The organism is Ensifer sp. 22521 (assembly GCF_052044795.1).
Classification (GTDB): Bacteria; Pseudomonadota; Alphaproteobacteria; order Rhizobiales; family Rhizobiaceae; genus Ensifer.
On record NZ_JBQENM010000032.1, the window covers coordinates 52,939 to 71,767 of the forward strand.

16 protein-coding genes and 1 pseudogene are annotated in these 18,829 nt (G+C 58.8%); 12 read left to right on the forward strand and 5 right to left on the reverse strand.

Annotated features, from left to right (window positions below):
- Positions 1-9 precede the first annotated feature (9 nt).
- Entirely contained in the window at positions 10-834 is an 825-nt protein-coding gene (locus ACTJKE_RS31610; RefSeq protein ID WP_058329013.1) for a helix-turn-helix domain-containing protein, read from the reverse strand.
- A 134-nt stretch (positions 835-968) separates the two neighbouring features.
- Between ACTJKE_RS31610 and ACTJKE_RS31615 the strand changes: the two genes are divergently transcribed.
- Positions 969-1,967: a Gfo/Idh/MocA family protein gene (locus ACTJKE_RS31615; protein ID WP_245296240.1), complete on the forward strand. Its 999-nt coding sequence runs from the start codon at positions 969-971 to the stop codon at positions 1,965-1,967.
- 31 nt (positions 1,968-1,998) lie between these two features.
- A complete protein-coding gene (locus ACTJKE_RS31620; RefSeq protein ID WP_058329015.1) occupies positions 1,999-2,880 on the forward strand; it encodes a sugar phosphate isomerase/epimerase family protein in 882 nt (293 codons plus the stop codon).
- Between the two features lie 213 nt (positions 2,881-3,093).
- Here the strand turns inward: ACTJKE_RS31620 and ACTJKE_RS31625 are convergent, their stop codons facing one another.
- A complete protein-coding gene (locus ACTJKE_RS31625; protein WP_440693455.1) occupies positions 3,094-4,326 on the reverse strand; it encodes an MFS transporter in 1,233 nt (410 codons plus the stop codon).
- Between the two features lie 298 nt (positions 4,327-4,624).
- Here ACTJKE_RS31625 and ACTJKE_RS31630 point away from each other — a divergent pair, with 298 nt between their 5' ends.
- Complete coding sequence (locus tag ACTJKE_RS31630) at positions 4,625-5,515, forward strand: alpha/beta hydrolase (RefSeq protein WP_058329016.1); 891 nt, start codon at positions 4,625-4,627, stop codon at positions 5,513-5,515.
- Between the two features lie 128 nt (positions 5,516-5,643).
- Here ACTJKE_RS31630 and ACTJKE_RS31635 read toward each other — a convergent pair whose 3' ends face one another.
- Positions 5,644-6,534, reverse strand: a complete 891-nt coding sequence (locus ACTJKE_RS31635) for a LysR family transcriptional regulator (RefSeq protein ID WP_440638975.1) — start codon at positions 6,532-6,534, stop codon at positions 5,644-5,646.
- 631 nt (positions 6,535-7,165) lie between these two features.
- A complete protein-coding gene (locus ACTJKE_RS31640; RefSeq protein ID WP_440693457.1) occupies positions 7,166-8,017 on the reverse strand; it encodes a ferritin-like domain-containing protein in 852 nt (283 codons plus the stop codon).
- Between the two features lie 122 nt (positions 8,018-8,139).
- Here ACTJKE_RS31640 and ACTJKE_RS31645 point away from each other — a divergent pair, with 122 nt between their 5' ends.
- From ACTJKE_RS31645 to ACTJKE_RS31680, 8 genes are all read left to right on the forward strand, one after another.
- Complete coding sequence (locus ACTJKE_RS31645) at positions 8,140-10,401, forward strand: NosR/NirI family protein (RefSeq protein ID WP_058330182.1); 2,262 nt, start codon at positions 8,140-8,142, stop codon at positions 10,399-10,401.
- 40 nt (positions 10,402-10,441) lie between these two features.
- Positions 10,442-12,355, forward strand: a complete 1,914-nt coding sequence (nosZ, locus tag ACTJKE_RS31650) for a TAT-dependent nitrous-oxide reductase (RefSeq protein WP_058330181.1) — start codon at positions 10,442-10,444, stop codon at positions 12,353-12,355.
- 23 nt (positions 12,356-12,378) lie between these two features.
- A complete protein-coding gene (locus tag ACTJKE_RS31655) occupies positions 12,379-13,722 on the forward strand; it encodes a nitrous oxide reductase family maturation protein NosD (RefSeq protein WP_440693459.1) in 1,344 nt (447 codons plus the stop codon).
- Complete coding sequence (locus tag ACTJKE_RS31660; RefSeq protein WP_058330179.1) at positions 13,719-14,633, forward strand: ABC transporter ATP-binding protein; 915 nt, start codon at positions 13,719-13,721, stop codon at positions 14,631-14,633. Before ACTJKE_RS31655 ends, ACTJKE_RS31660 begins: the two co-directional genes overlap by 4 nt.
- Positions 14,630-15,457 (forward strand): ABC transporter permease, encoded by an 828-nt coding sequence (locus ACTJKE_RS31665; protein ID WP_058330178.1) that lies wholly within the window; start codon positions 14,630-14,632, stop codon positions 15,455-15,457. Before ACTJKE_RS31660 ends, ACTJKE_RS31665 begins: the two co-directional genes overlap by 4 nt.
- Entirely contained in the window at positions 15,454-16,023 is a 570-nt protein-coding gene (locus tag ACTJKE_RS31670) for a nitrous oxide reductase accessory protein NosL (protein ID WP_058330177.1), read from the forward strand. Before ACTJKE_RS31665 ends, ACTJKE_RS31670 begins: the two co-directional genes overlap by 4 nt.
- Positions 16,016-17,008, forward strand: coding sequence for an FAD:protein FMN transferase (locus tag ACTJKE_RS31675; RefSeq protein ID WP_058330176.1), 993 nt, complete (start codon positions 16,016-16,018; stop codon positions 17,006-17,008). The genes ACTJKE_RS31670 and ACTJKE_RS31675 overlap by 8 nt, the downstream gene beginning before the upstream one ends.
- Positions 17,009-17,075: 67 nt before the next feature.
- Complete coding sequence (locus ACTJKE_RS31680) at positions 17,076-17,510, forward strand: pseudoazurin (RefSeq protein ID WP_058330175.1); 435 nt, start codon at positions 17,076-17,078, stop codon at positions 17,508-17,510.
- A 305-nt stretch (positions 17,511-17,815) separates the two neighbouring features.
- Here the strand turns inward: ACTJKE_RS31680 and ACTJKE_RS31685 are convergent.
- Positions 17,816-18,187: pseudogene (locus ACTJKE_RS31685) on the reverse strand (PAS domain-containing protein); the annotation flags it as partial.
- 301 nt (positions 18,188-18,488) lie between these two features.
- On the opposite strand from ACTJKE_RS31685, the gene ACTJKE_RS31690 reads away from it, so the two are divergent.
- A partial coding sequence (locus ACTJKE_RS31690) for an RrF2 family transcriptional regulator (protein WP_440693461.1) occupies positions 18,489-18,829 on the forward strand: 341 nt, incomplete at its 3' end.

An 18,829-nucleotide genomic window follows, 5' to 3' on the forward strand; every position in this document is an offset into this window, starting at 1 on the left:
CTGAGAGCGTCAGTTCATCTGGATCATATCAGAGCCATCCCCCAGATATTGAAGCGCTTCTCGCGGAATTGCGGGATCATTGCGATCCATAACCGTGAGGTTCTTCAGGTGTTCGCGGCGCAGCAGACCGGGACCGCGGTAATGAAGAGCAACCTTGGTAGAATACGGCTGGCGGAAAACATTTGCTGCAATCCCGCTCGAAATCCCAAACATGAACTTCTTCGCGTTGCGTTTAACCTGAGCGTAGACGCCAAACGTCAATTCGTTTGACTGAATTCCCTCGAAATCGGCCGTGAATAAACGATCGGCCACCGGAAAGCAGAAGCCATAGTATTTGAAGACGTATTCTGTTTTTCTTGGATCGTCGAAACTTGGAAATCTCTCTACATAGTAGTGCTGCAGGAATTCTTTGTTCTGATAGATACAGAACGCGGATCGCAGCACAAAGCCCTTGTAAATGGAGGAATACTGGTAGCGATCGTAGATACCGACAATATCGTTGTGGTCCGCTTTGCTCTCAACGATCATGTTGGAAACAAATCGCGAGAACTCAGGCAATTGCCGCGCAGTCTGCATCGCATGGAAAAAATTCCCGTCAACGAGCGTGCGGAACTCATCCGGATCTGCGAACAAAATCGGGACGCTGAGACCGAAATAGTTAGCGATAATCCTTAGATTTGCGGCAGAAGGAATGTGAGCTCCGGACAGATACTTGTTAAATTGCTGCCGGTTGACGTTAATCTTCCGGCATACTGCAGCCACAGACCCATGCCGCTCGCACAGCGTGCGGAGGTTTGCTGCCAGCGCCGCTGCGTCTCTCCCCAAGTGTTCCATCCAGACTCATCCTCAAAGAGTGAAGCAACATGAAGCGAAGTATACTTCATCTTGAGAAGGACTTCAACAACTTGCGAAGTTGTGAACAAGCACTCTTCCGGCCAATCTCTGCACAGCAACGGAAGGAAACGCCGGTGACCTCTTCGAGAAAACCAGGATGGTCGGTGATGGGGACTGGCACCATAGCCACGGAGCACATGGTGGCCGCGATCCGATCGATCGGCCATGAAGCTCGTTGGGTCGTCAGCCGAAACAAGGAATATGCCAAATTCTTCTCCGAAGACCTGAGGATCCCTCAAACGTCAACAGAAGCTAGCCGGGCGCTCAACGACCCGCTCGTGGATTTCGCCTACGTGAGCGCCGCCAGAGATCGTCGGAAGCACTACATATCGGCGGCCGCGGAAGCGCGGAAACACATCCTTTGCGACGCTCCCATTTCCCACAGCAGCCGAATCGCAAGCGGATTGGTTGCGCGGTGCAGGGCGGCAGGAGTGACGCTGGCGGTAAATCAGCCTTCTCGGGCCTCAATCGTCCATCAGACGATGAGGCGCCTCATGATGGAGGGGCATATCGGGACACTTCAATCGCTCTTGATCGTCCGTGGCGCTCCTTATCACTCCCCACCAAACCGAAGAAGTGAGGAAATGTCACGGCAAGGGGAGCTGCTGCTCGACGTCTCTGTCGAAGACGTCGACCTGGCGCGCTTCCTGACTGGACAGGAGCCCGTCGAAGTCTCAGCGCTGTCCGCGGCGCCGAACGGCGAAAGCCGGCAGCAAATCTCATACGCGATGCGCATGTCTGAGGGAGCGATGTTCCAGGCGTTCGAAAGCTACACGACCGCAGAAATCGAGAGCGTCGTCATGTTGGCCGGCGATCAAGGGGCCTTGATCGCGCAGGGCACATTGAACGGCAGGGCGGGCACGCTGACGCGGCGCGCAAACGCGCGCAACGAACTGGTGCCCGTTAGGGAAAGGGAACTACATGCAACCACGATCGAGGGGTTTCTCGCCTCCACGCGAACCTCTTCCGACTGGCTTTGTCGAGGCGATGACAACGTCATTGCCCTGAAGGCGGCGGAGGCGATCCAAGCCTCGAACAAGCGCCAGCGGACCGTACCCGTCCAATCCAAATAGCCCGTTCAATTCAACAACAGGAACCAGAGTCATGGCCAGCCGAGACAAGCTCATATTTCACTCCATGGCTTCGAAGTTCAACACGCTCTCGATCGATATCGATATCGCTCAAATAGTTGGCTTCGACGGCCTCGAAACGTCGGGATCGAAAATCGCGGCATTTCTGAAATCCGGCTTCACACAGGACGATCTCAAGGCAAGTCTGAAAGCCCTTGAAGTTCCTGGCATTGGCTTTCTCATCGACCTTGAGCGCCAGGAAGTCGGTCGGGAAGAGATGCTGCGGGAGGCGGAAGACCTCTGCAGGCTTGCGGTTGCGATCGGAGCAAAGGGCATCGAAGCAATTACTGGGCCACTCGATCTAAGGGCCTTCGAACCTGGCTCTGCTCAACGCTACCCCACACTCTATCGTGGCCTGATCGATGTGCCGAGGGATACCCAGATCACGCTGACTGCGAAGAACTTAGGCGCCGTCGCTGACATTGCGGCAGAGCACGGGCTCATTGTCTATCTGGAATCTCTCTCCTGGACGCCGCTCAATACAATGGACGCCCAACTTCGGATCATCGAGGCTTGCCGACGGGACAACGTCCGCTTGGTCATCGATTTCTGGCACTCGTACACCTCCGGAGACACGCCAGAGCGCATTGCGCGTCTGGATAAGGATCTCATTTATGGCGTGCATGTCTGCGACTCCCTCCCCTACACTGGAGGGCTCCCAAACGAAGCTGTGCTACGCGACGTGCCTACGGGAAATGGAGTTCTCGACCTCCAAAGTTGGGTCGATGCCGTGAAGGCAACGGGCTATCGCGGCTGGTGGAGCTGCGAACTGTTCTGCAATCGGCAGCATCAAGACAACAGCTACAATGTGGCGCGGGACCTAAAGACGCTGATGGAGCGAATGATCCTGGATTGACCCCCAACACACCTATCCGGAGCCTAATTTCGAGCGCCGTCGCCCCGCGCACCCGGCAAAAAACGATAGGGTGGAGAGTGCCACGCGTCATGCAAAGGTTGCCCAGAGTGTGCCAGGATCGCTCTTTTAGCCCCATATTGGTGCGCTGCTGAGCCGGATGCTCGAGGAGGCTGGTGCCAAACTCCATCGGCGGCATGCCATTGAAACGCCCCATCAGGCGTAGTGCTTCGTGCCCTTCATCTCTGGCTGAAACTCCGCAGTCAAGCGCTTGAGGTACACCGTGCCTACGGAGATGACACCAAAAGAAAGAGCCACAAGCGCAAGACTGATGGTGAGGCTGGAAATCTGAGCAATAAATCCAAGCAAGGCAGGCCCAATGAGCAGACCACTGTATCCAAGAGTGGTCACAATCGACATCGCCCGTCCGGTAGCCTGCGAGCCAATTTTCCCCGCGGATGCAAACACGGCCGGTATCATGTTGGCGACACCAAATCCGCAAATGGCCAGCGCCACTATGCCAACCACTACATTGTGAGCGATGAGCATAGCAAGAATCGACAATCCGCAGACAACCCCACCAATTCTGAGGATGCTCACGTGCCCCACCCGCTGCGTGACGAAATCCCCGAGCAACCGGCCAAGTGCCATTGACGCCGAGAACACCGCAAAAGCATACGCGCCGACGCTTTCGGAGGCACCCAAGGTTCCCACCATGTATACCGCGGACCAGTCGATAATGCCTCCCTCCGCAAGAAAGGCCAAAAAGCCGATGGCACCAAACGTCAGTACCAGTACCCTTTGTTGTCTGCTGAGCGACGGCTTTCCCGCGGGGCCTGTGTTTGTGGCCGCCGGCATCACTTTCCCGCTCGCCTCGTGGCCGATGAGACGAGAGATGAGCGCAGTCATGACGACAAGGAGCCCAGCCCCTCCCAAACACTCGTGGATCTGGCCACCGAAGGATACGACTACGCCAACCAAGGAGGCACCGACGATGTTGCCAATGCTGAACATCGCATGAAACGACGACATCAGGTGGCGACCCGATCCGCGCTCGATTTCTGAAGCCTCGATGTTCATGGAAACATCGAGCGTCCCGAAACCCGCGCCTGCAACCACGATAAGAGCACCCACGTAGAGCAGCCCATCGACCAAGGGGACCGTCAGGATCGAGACGCCAAATACTACGCTGCCGCCGAGACTAAGCAGATGGCTACTGCCGAACCGGTCACTGACCCGCCCGATGTCCACCATCATTGCGATCGCGCCCAGAGCAAAGCACAGCAAAAGAGCGCCGAGTTCCCCCTTGTCAATGTTCAGTTTGGCGGAAAGCAGCGGCAGGCTCGCGGCCCAGCCACCGATGCCGATACCACCCGCAAAAAAGAAGAGACCGCAGCGAACTCGCCTCGATCTCACAAGCGCGCGTAGGGAGAAACTGCTGCCGATCATTTTGGGGTTCCAGTTAAACAAAAAACCAGGTTGCTCGACAATGGAGGGTGTTCGGCGAGCTAGTGCCTCTGCGGCAGGCGATCTTCTAGCAATCAAGGAATGGAGAGCAACTTCGCACTCTGCAAACACGTGGCGCAAGCTGACGCAAACTGCTGTGGTCGCAAGCGCGCATCTTTGTGCGCGCGAATTGCGTCTATCAGCGTCACCAAGCCGTCTTGTGCGAAATTGTCGAAGTCTCGCCACGCGTTCAGTTTGATGCTCGACGAAGCAATGCATCACTCTGAGAGGAGCAGTGGGAATGAATTGGTTGTCCATCGTTGCATCGGTCACCGCCACGCTTGCGGCGACCTGCGCTCTTGCAGCGGAGAACAAAGTTCGCATCGAGAACGGCGGACGCGGAATAGTCGGAGTACTCAATTTGCCCGATGGTGCCGCAAACCCACCGGTGGTCTTGATGCTCCACGGATTCACTGGCCAGAAGGACGAATTCCCGATGGCATCTTCTCAAACCGGCTTGTTTGCATACACCGCGGAGCGATTGGCCGAGGTTGGCATTGCCAGCTTACGCATCGATTTCCACGGCTCCGGCGAAAGCGACGGAAAGTGGGAAGAGACTACGTTGTCCGGGCAGATCCAAGATGCTGTTCTTGCGTTCGACTATCTGCAGGCTCTCAGCTCAGTCGATAACAGTAAGATCGGCATTTTGGGTTACAGCCAGGGCGGTCTTGTAGGGAGCCACTTGGCGGCGAAACGACCCGAGGCCTCCGCTGTCGTGCTATGGGCTCCCGTGACGAACCCGCTTTCGACCTACGCCACGATCATGGGTCGCGAAACTGTTCAAAGCGCGCTCGCGCAATCGCCGGACGCAATCGTGACGGCGAAACTCTCCTGGGGCGGCGAGACCAAAATGAAAGCGGCCTTCTTCAAGGAATTGCCTACTGTCACGCCGGTCGGAGCCATCGGCAAATACCCAGGTCCGCTCCGAGTGATCGTCGGAAAGCGTGAGACGATTGTAACGCCTCAGCCGGCCGCCGGTCAAAGTCTGCTCGACTATCACGAAGGGGTCGAGGATCTGGTCGAGATCGATTCCGACCACGATTGGAATGCGGCCACTGCGACCCAAACCGTCGACGACGTGTTGATCCCCAAGAGCGCGGAATGGTTCCAAAGGCACCTTTCGGCTGAATGAGCATACCTCGCAATCTGGCCGCTGGTAACGTTACACCTCCCGAGCGGCTGGGTAGCCGGCGGCAGAACTTCTGCCGCCGGCGTCAAGTTTCGCTCTTGATGCGACACGAGCAATCTCGGCCGTTTAACTCACCTGCCCGGCCGCGCCAGCGACCGGGCAATGTCGATAATGTCGTCGCGAGACGCCGTTGGATCCTCTTTGTTCCAAGCAACGCCGAGACCAATCTTGAGATCGACACCGCGCACGGGCCGGAGCTCGAAGTTGCGGTTCGGCAGATCCTTCGTCCACTCCGGTGCAAAGCCAACGCCAAGCCCCGCGGAAACGAGCGACACCAGCGAGAACGTGTCATCACAGCTATAGGCTATGTTGCCGTTCAGACCGTGTGTCTCGAACATCTCGGAGAAATAGCGCTCCGAGTAAGAAAGGTTCTGACGGGAAAAGGCGATGATCTTTTCCGAGCGTAGTTCCTCGATGTCGATTTCGCTTCGAAGGGCTAGAGGACTCGTCTTTTCGACGGCCAGCAGATAGCGCTCATGCGCGATCGAGAAGAACCGCAACGAGCCGATGTTTTCGACCGGACGGATGAAGCCGAGATTGATCTGGCCGTTTTCGATTGAGCGTATGATGTCGCTGGTCGAGCCGCTCCTCACATGCAAAGCGACATCGGGAAACTTCCGGCCGATGCGCGCCAGAAACGCCGGCAACACGCCGGTCGTCGCCGGATAGACGGTTCCGATCTTGATCGTCCGCGCTGCCTTGCCGGCGACCGAGCGCGCCACCTCGGCCGATAGTCCGACATCGCCAATGATCCGGACTGCGCGGTCATAGAACACCTCCCCTGCCCGCGTCAGCTCGACCCTGCGCGTCGATCGCTCCAGCAGTCGTACACCCAGCTCCTTCTCCAGCGCCTGAATATGCGAACTCAACGCCGGCTGAGCGATGCACATCCGCGCCGCTGCCCTGTTGAAGTGCAGCTCCTCGGCAACCGCAACGAAGAACGAGAGTTGGCGAAGTTCCATCTTAACGCTCCGACATTCTAACAGGGCAAGCGTTCGCGCAGGACGAATTACGCCCAGCGAACAACGCGGAATCGTTGAAGGAGATATCGATGCAGTGTATCTATATAGCGTCTGGGTATTTGTCAATACCGTGTATCGAAATAAATACGAGGTCTCCGTGAATCCTGCCCAAGCTCGAGCTGCGCGTGCTATTCTGAAGCTCGGTGTCCGGGAAGTCGCTGAGCTGGCCAAGGTCACGGCGAATACAGTAAGCCGCGTTGAGCAAGATGAGGCGGGGCCGAGAGGACCCCAACCTGTGACCGTTGAGGCGATTAAACGCGTCTACGAGGATCGAGGCGTCATCTTCTTTGAGAGCGGTCCCGGACCGGACGGCGGTCCGGGAGTGCGATTGGCGCGCTAAGGTCGCGGGTTTCGGTCGCTCGAGGCGGTGGCATGAGAGGCGTCAATTCCACTCGATACATTATGCGATCCTGGGCGCACAAATCGGAAACAAACACGATACCGTATGCGGTAATCTGGAGCACGATCGGCTCGACGTTCATTCTGATGCAGCTCGGCGCCCCGAAGGAAATTGACCGCGTCGTCTCCGCCATGGCTAGATGCTGAGATGGACTAGTACGATGGCTTGCGATCAATTCGAGGGTAGGCGACGAAGCGCCCGAAGACAGTGAATGACCTGGGAGGCGAACTCGCGGGCCCTATCAGCATCCTCCTCATTGGCCGCGCGATCTCCGATGTCGAGATAGCAGTCTGCCAGGAATTCACAGAGCGGCAGCGCACTTTCGACGGCCTTTTGTGTCGCCCTCTCCGGACGCGCAGTAGTCAAAAACGGGTGTCCCAGCATCGATTTCGACCTCAGGTCGGCTTCATTTGAACGAGCCAGTAGGTCGTCGCCTCCGCCCGCCGTCGATAGTTCCGCCATCGATTTGAAGAGGTTCGACAACCTCTGCTCGAGGAGCGGCAAATCGCCTTTGTCGAGCGCAAGTAGCTGGCCTCGTTCCTGATGAAATGCACGCCGTCGCTCGCGCCTCAATGTGGTAACATGACCGAGCTCCTCGCGGGCCATACGTTCGGCCGCGTCTCTAATGTGCTGCGACCTGGCATGGGCCGAAACATAGGACCAGAACACGAACGCGCGTTCCTCGTTGCGAACGGCAATCGAGAAAGCGCGGTAGGCGGTGAGCATCTCGGCAGCCACTTTCCCCGCTCCCTCGTCGTCGAACAAATGCTCCGGAGGATATGTGGGGACCGAGCGCGTTTTGTGTCCAGGCGCGTTCTCCCATTCACCCACTTTGCTCAAGTGCCCCCGCTCCTCGGCGACCAACGCGTCGAACACCGCCGCAAGCTCGGGGCGCCCCATGTCCTTCATCCTAAGACTGAGGGCGACGTAACCGTCTATCGCTTCCTGTTCCATGGCACCCGCGAGCGCCAACAGCTCGTCCAATGACGCCAGTTGCCAAGGATCGGAGGTCTTTGACGACATACCAACACACTCCATTCAGTCTTTCCATTGCAGGAGACGCGTACGTTTTTCCAACGAAGAGTTGTCTTCGGTCACGGTTCGGTACATTCTGGTCTTGGGACCCCCACGCCAAGGCCAGCGCAATGAGCTTTTCCAAGAAAGTTCGACTGCCTTCGTTTGCAAGCGTGCTAGTGCTTGCAGTTGCGTATGTCGGGCTTTCGTTCGGAACCGCGGCGTTGGCGGGACAGCTTCCCACTTTTCTTGAAAGAGTCCAGCCAGGCGAGCTTTTCGAAGGTGCCAACCGCTTCGGCGACGTCGTGGGCGACCCACCCATCGCGCCCGTCTTTCGAGGTGCGGACCTGCTTGGGTATGTCTACCTCAATTCCGATTTCACAAGTTCGGTCGGCTATTCCGGCAAGCCCATTCACATCGCGGTTGGCATCGATCCGTCCGGCACCATCAAGGGCTTCAAGCTCATAGAACACCACGAGCCGATCGTGCTTGTGGGGATTCCTCAGGCCAAAGTCGTCGCGTCCTTGAACTCGATTATCGGCAAAGACCTTGGAAGGGTCGCATCCGGAGCAGAGCGCCCGCCGGAAGTCGACATCGTCAGCGGGGCGACCGTCACGGTTCTCGTTATGGGCGACAGCGTCATTCGCTCGGCCGTCAGCCTCATCAGGAGCAACCGCTTGGGTGGAGGCCAGTCAGTCGGCGTTCAGCAGACCCCGGACGTCAAAAAACTCGACCTTTCGAAAGACCAAGCGAGTGACTGGCAAACCCTCCTCGGAGACGGCTCGGTCAGGAGCCTGCGGCTGACAGTTGACGAGGTTTCGAAGGCTTTTCAAGAGGCCGGACATTCGGAGGCGGCCTCGCACCCGGAAACCGCAAACCCCAAAGACCGTTTCATCGATCTGTATATCGCCCCGGTGAGCGTGCCCGTGATCGGCAAAACCCTCCTTGGCGACGTCGCATATCAGCGTCTCGCCGGCAAGCTCAAGCCGGGCCAGTCCGCGATCCTGGTGGCCGGGGACGGCGCATACTCCTTCAAAGGCTCCGGATACGTCCGGGGCGGTATTTTCGACCGCATCGAGTTGCTTCAGGACGGACAGGGACTGCGGTTTCGCGATCGCGACCATACGAGGATCGCTGCTCTCGCCCCGTCGGACGCTCCTCGCCTGAGGGAGATCGCGCTGTTCGTGGCGCCGCTGGAATTCGCCTTCGATGTGACCGAGCCTTGGGAGCTGGAACTGCTCGTGCAACGCAGCAGCACGGGCGCGCGGGACAAATCAGTTATCCCGTTTACGATCGGTTACTCGCTTCCCTCCAGCTTCTACACCGTCACCAAAGCGGAGGTGCCGACGGGGCCGGCCCAGACATCGCAAGTCGCGGCCCCCCAGGCGAGCGATCCGAAGTTGACGCCAGACGAACAGCCGTTGTGGAAGCGCATGTGGGACATGAACAGCGTCGAGATCGCGATCACCGTCGCAGCGCTCCTCTTCCTGACGGCGATATTCTTCTTCCAGGACTGGCTGGTCAAAAGGCCCAGATTATTCGGCGGGCTTCGTACCGGATATCTGGTTTTCACCCTCGTCTGGCTTGGTTGGTATGCCAACGCACAGCTGTCGGTCGTTAACGTCCTCACGTTCACGAACGCGCTGGTCACCAATTTCAGTTGGGAGTTCTTCCTGGCTGCACCGTTGATATTCATCCTTTGGGCCGCAGTGGCAGCCGGCCTACTATTCTGGGGGCGCGGTCCGTTCTGCGGATGGCTTTGCCCGTTCGGCGCGTTGCAGGAACTGCTGAGCATTGTGGCCAAACGATTGAAGGTGCCTCAGGTAACCATTCCCTGGGGACTTCACGAGCGCCTTTGGCCAATCAAATACATCGTCTTCCTCGGGCTTTTCGGTATGTCGTTCTATTCGATGGCCTATGCGGAAATGCTGTCCGAGGTCGAGCCGTTCAAGACCGCGATCATCCTTAAATTCATCCGTGACTGGCCGTTCGTGGTCTTCGCCTTGGCACTCTTGGCAGCCAGCCTCTTCATCGAGCGGTTTTACTGCCGTTATCTCTGCCCACTTGGGGCAGCGCTTGCCATTCCCGGCCGTATGCGCACGTTCGAATGGTTGAAGCGCTGGTCCGAATGCGGCTCCCCCTGTCAGCGTTGCGCCAAGGAGTGCCCGGTTCAGGCGATTCATCCGGAAGGTCCCATCAACGTCAACGAGTGCATCTACTGCATGCATTGCCAGGAGCTCTACCATGACGACCAGCGCTGTCCGCACATGATCCAGGTGCGGCTGAAACGCGAAAAGTTCATGGCGCTTTCGACCCCGGAATCGAGGGGAGAAAAGAAACCGCCAAAGACGCTCGTCACGCATAACGGAGAGCCGGTCACCAGTTCGAAATAGGCACGCGACAAATGCTAGTCGCATCTCAGGAGGCAATATCATGTCGAATGAAGACAACAAGCTGCCACTTTTCAACAGACGTCAACTACTGGGCACCACTGCCGTGGCTGCGGCCGCGGGAGCAGCGACGGCTAGCGGTGCGTTGGGCCTTTCAGGCGGGGCGTCTCAAGCGATGGCCCAGGAACCGTCGAAATGGGAGGTCCGCCCCGGCGAGCTGGACGAATACTACACTTTCTTTTCGAGCGGCCAGTCGGGCGAAGTCCGCATCGTCGGCGTTCCGTCGATGCGCGAAATCATGCGCATTCCGGTGTTCAACCGTTGCAGCGCCACAGGATGGGGGCAAACGAACGAGAGCCTGAAGGTCCTCACGGAAAACATGCGGCCGGAGACAGTGGAGTTTCTCAAAGACCGCGGCGGTGTCTACCAGAACGGTGACCTTCACCACCCACACCCGTCCTTCACGGACGGCACCTACGACGGCCGCTATCTCTTCGCCAACGACAAGTCCAACACGCGGGTCTGCCGTATCCGGCTTGATGTCATGAAGTGCGACAAGGTCATCGAGCTTCCAAACCAGCATACCGTGCACGGGCTGCGCGTCCAGAAGTTCCCCAAGACAGGCTACGTGTTCTGCAATGGAGAAGACGGTGTGCCGATCCCCAACGACGGCAAGGTCCTGGACGATCCAAAGCAGTACCAATCCATCTTCACCGCAGTCGACGGTGAGACAATGAAAGTCGCCTGGCAGGTCATGGTCGATGGCAACCTCGACAACGTCGATGCGGATTACCAGGGCAAGTACTGCTATTCGACCTGCTACAATTCGGAGGAGGGAGTAACTCTCGAGCAGATGATGAGCAAGGACTTGGACTGGGTCGTCGTGTTCAACCTCAAACGCATCGAAGAAGCGGTCGCCAACGGTGACTATAAAGAAATCGGCGGCGTTCCCGTCATCGATGGCTCCCACGGCTCGAAGTACACCCGCTACATTCCGGTCCCGAACAGTCCCCACGGTATAAACACGGCCCCGGACGGCATCCACTTCGTAGCCAACGGCAAGCTTTCACCGACCGTCACGGTGTTCGACGTGCGCAAGTTCGACGACCTATTCGACGACAAGATCGAGCCGCGCGACACCGTCGTCGCCGAAACTGAACTTGGGCTTGGGCCATTGCACACGGCCTACGATGGGAGAGGGAACGCCTACACCACGCTGTTCCTCGACAGCCAGGTGTGCAAGTGGAACATCGAGGACGCCATTCGGGCATTCAAAGGCGAGAAAGTCAATCCGATCCGACAGAAGCTGGATGTCCACTACCAGCCGGGACACAACCACTCCTCGATGGGCCAGACCAAGGAGGCCGACGGCAAGTGGCTTATCTCGCTCAACAAATTCTCGAAGGACCGCTACCTCAACGCCGGCCCACTGAAGCCGGAGAGCGACCAGCTGATCGACATCTCAGGCGATGAAATGGTGTTGGTCCACGACAACCCGACCTTCGCCGAGCCCCACGACGCGACGATCGTGCATGCGTCCAAGATCAATCCGGTGCACGTGTGGAACCGCGAGGACCCCTTCTTCGCAGACGCCGTCGCGCAGGCCAAAAAGGACAACATCGACCTCATGGTGGATTCCGAAATCAAGCGCGATGGCGACAAGGTGCGCGTTTACATGACGTCCGCGGCTCCCGCCTTCGGGCTTGAGTCGTTCACCGTCAAGCAGGGCGACGAGGTGACCGTCTACGTCACCAACATCGACGAGGTCGAGGATCTGACGCACGGCTTTTGCATCGTCAACTACGGCATCAACATGGAGATCGGGCCGCTGGCGACGGCGTCGGTGACCTTCAAGGCCTCCAAGCCCGGGGTCTACTGGTACTATTGCACATGGTTCTGCCATGCGATGCACATGGAAATGAAAGGCCGCATGATGGTCGAACCGAAGTCGGTGTGATGATGCGCGTGAGGATCATAGCGATGGTGGCCATCTGGGTCGCCGTCGCCATCCCCGCCGGGGCCGCTGAGCGGACAGTCACGTTTGCCGACAACCTGGCAGCGATCATCGAGGCAGCATCGCCAGGGGACCGCATCACCCTGCTGCCCGGCAAGCACAAGGGTCCCGTGAAGATCGCCAATTCCCTGACGCTGGAAGGGCAATCTGGCGCTGCGATCATGGGCAACGGGAAAGGCACCGTCGTCACCATTGACGCACCTGGCGTAACACTCCGTGGCCTTGAAATTGGCGGTTCGGGCACGAACCTCGAAGGCATGGACTCGGGCGTGTTCGCCACCGAGAACGCAAAAGGCGCGCTTATCGAACTCAACAGGGTCATCGGGAATCTCTACGGCATCTACGTCCACGGGGCCGCCGATTCCTTGATCCGCAACAACACAGTCATCGGCCTGAAGAAGGGCCACATGAGCGAATTGGGCAACGGGATTGCAGTGTGGAACGCGCCGGGTGCCAAGATCGTGGATAACGACGTCAGCTTCGGCCGCGATGGCATCTTCACCATCGCGAGCAAACGCAATGTGTTCAGTGGCAATAAGTTCCACGACGTGCGTTTCGCGATCCATTACATGTACACCAACAACAGCGAGATCAGCGGCAACACGTCGATAGGAAACGCTGTCGGCTATGCGCTTATGTTCTCCAACAAGCTGAAAGTCGTTGGCAACGTGTCTGACGGCGACCGCGATCATGGCCTCGTGCTGAATTTCGCCAACGGATCGCAAATAGAGGGGAACACCGTCATTGGGCGGATGCAGCCCCAGAGCCGATGGACAACGGCCGGGAACCGCGACCCCGCTGACAAAATGCCTTCCGATGACAGCTCGGTGAACCCGGACGCAAGCCCCTTGGGCGAGCGATTAGGCCCGGAGAAGTGCGTCTTCATTTACAACGCCAACAAGAACCGCCTGAAGGGCAACAGGTTCGACGGGTGCTCGATTGGCGTTCACTTCACAGCCGGCTCGGAGGGCAATTCGATAAGCGGAAACGCCTTCATCAACAACCGCAATCAGGTCAAATATGTAGGAACTCGGTATCTCGATTGGTCGGTGGACGGCCGCGGCAATTACTGGAGCGACAATCCGGCCTTCGATCTCGATGGCGACGGGCTCGGCGACAACGCCTACCGTCCAAACGATGTCATGGACAAAGTGATGTGGACAGCTCCCCAGGCTAAGGTGCTGGCCACCAGTCCCGCAGTCCAGGTCATCCGCTGGGCTCAGGCTCAATTTCCGGCCCTGCTGCCAGGTGGTGTCGTTGACAGCCATCCCCTAATGGCACCCCCCACCCGAGGGGGGCCGGCGCAATGAGTACCGCGACGGTAGCGATATCAGGGATCGGAAAGCGTTATGGCAGCGTCGTGGCGGTCAAGGATGTTACGTTCGAGCTCAACAAAGGGGAGACCGTCGCGCTCGTCGGCCACAACGGAGCCGGTAAGACGACACTGATCAAACTCATGCTTGGACTGATCCGCCCTTCGACCGGCACCGTGCTTGTTCTTGGCGAGGACCCGGCTAAGGGCGATTTCGAGGTTCGCAGGCGACTCGGCTATCTGCCTGAGAGCGTGTCTTTCCATATGGCCCTGACGGGACGGGAAACGCTTGCCTTCTACGCGCGCCTCAAGCGCGTCGAGGTCTCCTCGGTGCCTGCGCTTCTGGAGCGGGTTGGTCTAGCTCCGGCTGCGGCTGACCGTCCGGTTCGGACCTATTCAAAGGGCATGCGGCAGAGACTGGGACTGGCGCAAGCGCTGCTTGGCCATCCGCGGGTCCTGCTTCTGGACGAACCTACGAGCGGTCTCGATCCAGCTCTTCGTCGACAGTTCTACGACATCCTGGACGGACTGCGCTCGGCCGGAACCACGATCCTTCTTTCGTCGCACGCATTGACAGAACTCGAGGGCCGTGCCGATCGCGTGGTGATCGTCAACGAAGGCGTGAAGGTCGCCGATGGATCGCTGGACACTTTGCGAGGTTTGGCTCACCTGCCCACGCGCGTGAGTGTCAAACTTGCCAACGGTAAATCGACAGCCAGCTGGAACGCAGGCGCGTGGAGGATCACAGGCGTCGACACCGTCGAGACCGAGGTGGCGGTGGAAGACAAAGTCTCGCTCCTTCGGGCAGTCACGGCGGACCCCACGGAGGTTGCCGGACTGCAACTCGTCGAGCCGACATTGGACGATCTCTATGCCCATTTTCTTGGCGGACGGAAGGTGGTCGAATGAAGAACATCCTTATCATCGCCCGCAAGGAAATCCGAGAAGGCTTGCGCAATCGATGGGTGCTCGGGGCTACCCTTCTCCTTGCGGCATTGGCGCTCACCCTCACCGCGCTGGGGAGCGCGCCAACAGGCAACGTCGGGGTCAACCAGCTCGACGTGGTCATCGTCAGCCTTTCCAGCCTGACCATCTTTCTCGTGCCGTTGATCGCGCTCCTACTCTCGCACGACGCGATCGTTGGCGAGATGGAGCGCGGAACGATGCTGCTGCTTTTAAGCTATCCGATCGGACGCAATCAGGTCATTCTCGGCAAATTCCTCGGCCATATTGCCATCCTCTCCTTTGCGACGCTCTGCGGCTATGGTGCCGCCGCGCTGGCACTCGCGATCACGGGGGCCGACATCGACGCTGCCAGCTGGTGGGCGTTCCTCAACATGATCGGATCGTCGGTGCTCTTGGGCGCGGTATTCGTCGCGATCGGATACCTCGCCAGTGCGATCGTCAGCGAGCGGAGCACGGCGGGCGGGATAGCTATCGGCACCTGGCTGCTTTTTGTCCTGATATACGACATGGCCTTGCTCGGGGCACTGGTCGCGGCGGGAGGGCATGCTATCCCGTCAGGCCTACTGGATGCGGTTTTGCTATTCAACCCGACCGACACCTACCGGATGCTGAACCTCGGCTCGGGAGAGGCGAGCGCCCTTTCGGGTCTGGGCGGCGTCGCAGAGCATTCCGGGCTTAATGCCGTATTGATGGTCGGCGCGCTCGCTGCGTGGACCGCAGTGCCGCTTGCGCTGGCCGCGGCGGTATTTTCGAGGAGGGAGCTATGAGGCGCGCTTTGGTGGCCGCAGCACTCCTGTCGGCTTTTCTGCTCGCAAACTGCAAGAAAGAGCAAGACGCTCCTCCGCCCGCACCGTACGCGCTGACGTCCGAGGCGATAGGCAGATACTGCGGAATGAACGTACTCGAACACCCAGGGCCGAAGGGGCAGATCATTCTCGACGCGCAAGTTCCCGAACCCATCTGGTTTTCGTCCGCTCGCGACGCTTTGGCGTTCACCATGCTGCCGGAGGAGCCGAAGGACATCGCGGCGATTTATGTCTCCGACATGAGCAAGGCACCGAGCTGGGAGAAGCCCGGAGAAAACAACTGGATTGACGCCCGCAAGGCTTTCTACGTCATCGGCAGTTCCTTGCGTGGCGGCATGGGGGCGGAAGAGGCTGTGCCATTCTCCACTGAGGAGGGGGCACGGCAGTTTTCCACCGAGAACGGCGGGCGCGTCGTCTCGTTCGGCCAGGTCCCGCAGGACTACGTGCTGGGCGCAGGCGGTGTCGAACCCACGACCACCAGCCCCATCGACGCCGAGGAAAAGGTGGAAGGGCGCGACCATGGCTAAAGGATACACTCGACGCCGCGCCATCGCGATTTTCGCCGCAGCGGCCGGCTTGCCCCTCCTGACTGCCGCGAAGGCGGCATCAAGCGCCGTCACCTGGAAGGGACAGGCACTCGGCGCGCCAGCGACACTGATCCTCAATCACGAAGACCGCGCGCGCGCCGAACGATTGATCGACGCAGCCGTCGCCGAGGTCACAAGGCTGGAACGCGTGTTCAGCCTCTATCGTGACGATACCGCGCTTTCCGAGTTGAACAGGGTCGGCGCTCTGGTCGCGCCCCCGCAAGACCTTGTGGCCCTGCTTGGCTCCTGCCAAGAATTTTGGAACATGAGTGACCGCGCGTTCGATCCCACTGTACAGCCACTATGGTCGCTATACCGAGACTACTTCACGCTGCCCGAGGCGGACCCCTCCGGCCCATCAGCCGAAACGATCAGGGACACGCTCGATGCGGTTGGCTTCGGATGGATCAGGTTCGATCGGGATCGCATCGTCCTGACCCGACCGAAGATGGCACTGACCTTGAATGGCATCGCCCAAGGCTACATCACGGACAGGATCGTGGACTTGCTGCGAGACGCCGGGGTAACCAGCAGTCTTGTGGACATGGGAGAAAATCGCGCTATCGGCTCGAGGATGGATGGAACGCCGTGGAGAATCGGCCTTGCGGAGCAACAGGACGACGAACCCGACGTCGTTCTCGACGTGATCGACAAGGCTGTCGCGACCTCCAGTGGCATAGGTTTCCACTTCGACGAGGCACAGCGTTTCAGCCATATCCTTGATCCGCGCACCGGAGACACTGCTGCATTGTACAGGCGCGTCACCGTCATCGCCGATGATGCGACCACCGCCGATGCTCTGTCGACGGCATTCAGCTTGATGCATGAGACCAGTATCCGATCGACGATAGACCGCAGATCAGACGTACTGGTTGATCTTGTCCGGGCGGACGGCGGCCATCGCCGATTCGAAACGCGAGCCTGAGGTCGCAAAACGCCAGTCCTCGCATTTTCCATAGCGCAATTTACCAACGTCAACGGAGTACTTGACCATGCACCTTCTGAAAAATCTGGCTGGGGCAACGATGTTTGCAGTGATCGCAGTTCCGGCTGCGGCTGCGGACTTCGAGGTTCATATGATGAACAAGGGCCCTGACGGGGTGATGGTATTCGAGCCTGTGCTGACGAAGGTACAGCCAGGTGACACGATCACTTTTGTTCCCACCGACAAGGGTCATAACGCTGAAACGATGAAGGGATTGATCCCCGAAGGGGCCGAAGCCTTCAAAAGCAAGATCAACGACACTTTGAAACAGACCTTCACGGTGCCAGGCGCGTATGTGATCAAATGCACGCCGCATCTAGCGATGGGAATGGTCGCCGTTGTCGTAGTTGGTGACGCTCCAGCCAATCTCGATGCGGTCAAATCCGGGAAACTGCCGAAGAAGGCCCGGGAACGGGTCGACAAGGCGCTTTCGCAGCTCTAGGCTGGCGCTAAGAGAAAGCCGGCGGGCGACGAGGTCGCAAAGCTCGCCAGCTTTTCCCGAACGGTCGGCTGCATTGGTGTCACGCTTCACCGCCCTATCGGCTCGCTCTTACTTTTGAGGCCCGGCGATCAACAATCGCCGAATTTCACCGTGACGAATGCCCCCGAAGCCCAAAAGCTCGCCGAGCGCCTAACGCTTGCCCACGAGATCGGCGAGCGTGTATTTGTCGAAAACCGCCATGATGCGCTCGGCCGATTTTTTTGCTCGCTCTAGGATCCGCCTCAAGCCAGCGCCGCATGCGTCGGGACCTCCCCGCCGATGTCCGGGCAGATGACGTTCCATTGGACGATTGTGGCTCTTTCGTCGCGCATCGCGACTGCTCGCGTCTCGATCCACCGATACTCGCCATCAAAGCGCCCCAGCCGGTGCTTGCGACCGTACGGCTCCCCGGTGGCAAGGCTATGGGCATATCTTTCCTTGGCCCCCGCCAGGTCGTGCGGGTGGACCCCGGCGCCGAGCGTACCGTCCAGTCGTGACTTTCCACCGCCGTCCAGTTCTTCGAGATTGTAGCCGAGAAACTCGCGAAGCTGCTGGCTTCGGTAGACGGGTTCGCCATTCGGCGCTGCACAGTCGGTCATCGTCGGCAGTGTCTCGACAAGCTGCCAGAGAGAACCTTCTGATCCTGTCCATTCACCTTGGCAACCGGATGAAAAACGTCGACGCTTCAGCCAATTGAAAAGTTGACCAATGCGCAAATGGTCGCATCGCCATGACTCATTAAGTTAGAAAGCGGGACCCCGTACGCAAAGACCAATCGCAAAGAGTGAAATTTGACCGAATAGAAAAGCCGTTGAAGGCCGCAAACATCCCTCCCCTCCTATCAATATTGGTTGCGCAGCGGCTCTTCCTGGCAGACGACTAAATCGCCCTTCCACTCGTCGACCAAGCACAGTAAAGTGGCCCACAAAATACCACTTTATGGAATTCACTGCGACGATGCGAATGACACTCCACACCGACTATGCCCTGCGCATGCTGATCTTCGCCGCGACGCGACGGAACGGCACATGCACGGTCAATGACGTGGCGCAAGCCTATGGGCTTTCACGCAACCACCTCCTTAAGGTGGCGCAGACTTTGCGCGACCTCGGAATCGTCGAAACGACGCGCGGGCGTGCGGGCGGCATCCGGCTCGCGAGGGCATCGGAGGAGATCGCTGTTGGCGCGCTGGTGCGAGCGACCGAGGAGGAGTTCGCGCTGGCCGAATGCATGCAAGCAGGAGGGCACAGCTGCGTGATTTCGCCAGCCTGTCAGCTCAA

Coding starts and splice junctions, on each gene's coding strand:
- ACTJKE_RS31610 (WP_058329013.1), bottom strand. CDS start 834: ATGGAACACTTGGGGAGAGACGCAGCGGCGCTGGCAGCAAACCTCCGC.
- ACTJKE_RS31620 (WP_058329015.1), top strand. CDS start 1,999: ATGGCCAGCCGAGACAAGCTCATATTTCACTCCATGGCTTCGAAGTTC.
- ACTJKE_RS31625 (WP_440693455.1), bottom strand. CDS start 4,326: ATGATCGGCAGCAGTTTCTCCCTACGCGCGCTTGTGAGATCGAGGCGA.
- ACTJKE_RS31630 (WP_058329016.1), top strand. CDS start 4,625: ATGAATTGGTTGTCCATCGTTGCATCGGTCACCGCCACGCTTGCGGCG.
- ACTJKE_RS31635 (WP_440638975.1), bottom strand. CDS start 6,534: ATGGAACTTCGCCAACTCTCGTTCTTCGTTGCGGTTGCCGAGGAGCTG.
- ACTJKE_RS31640 (WP_440693457.1), bottom strand. CDS start 8,017: ATGTCGTCAAAGACCTCCGATCCTTGGCAACTGGCGTCATTGGACGAG.
- ACTJKE_RS31645 (WP_058330182.1), top strand. CDS start 8,140: ATGAGCTTTTCCAAGAAAGTTCGACTGCCTTCGTTTGCAAGCGTGCTA.
- nosZ (WP_058330181.1), top strand. CDS start 10,442: ATGTCGAATGAAGACAACAAGCTGCCACTTTTCAACAGACGTCAACTA.
- ACTJKE_RS31655 (WP_440693459.1), top strand. CDS start 12,379: ATGGTGGCCATCTGGGTCGCCGTCGCCATCCCCGCCGGGGCCGCTGAG.
- ACTJKE_RS31660 (WP_058330179.1), top strand. CDS start 13,719: ATGAGTACCGCGACGGTAGCGATATCAGGGATCGGAAAGCGTTATGGC.
- ACTJKE_RS31665 (WP_058330178.1), top strand. CDS start 14,630: ATGAAGAACATCCTTATCATCGCCCGCAAGGAAATCCGAGAAGGCTTG.
- ACTJKE_RS31670 (WP_058330177.1), top strand. CDS start 15,454: ATGAGGCGCGCTTTGGTGGCCGCAGCACTCCTGTCGGCTTTTCTGCTC.
- ACTJKE_RS31675 (WP_058330176.1), top strand. CDS start 16,016: ATGGCTAAAGGATACACTCGACGCCGCGCCATCGCGATTTTCGCCGCA.
- ACTJKE_RS31680 (WP_058330175.1), top strand. CDS start 17,076: ATGCACCTTCTGAAAAATCTGGCTGGGGCAACGATGTTTGCAGTGATC.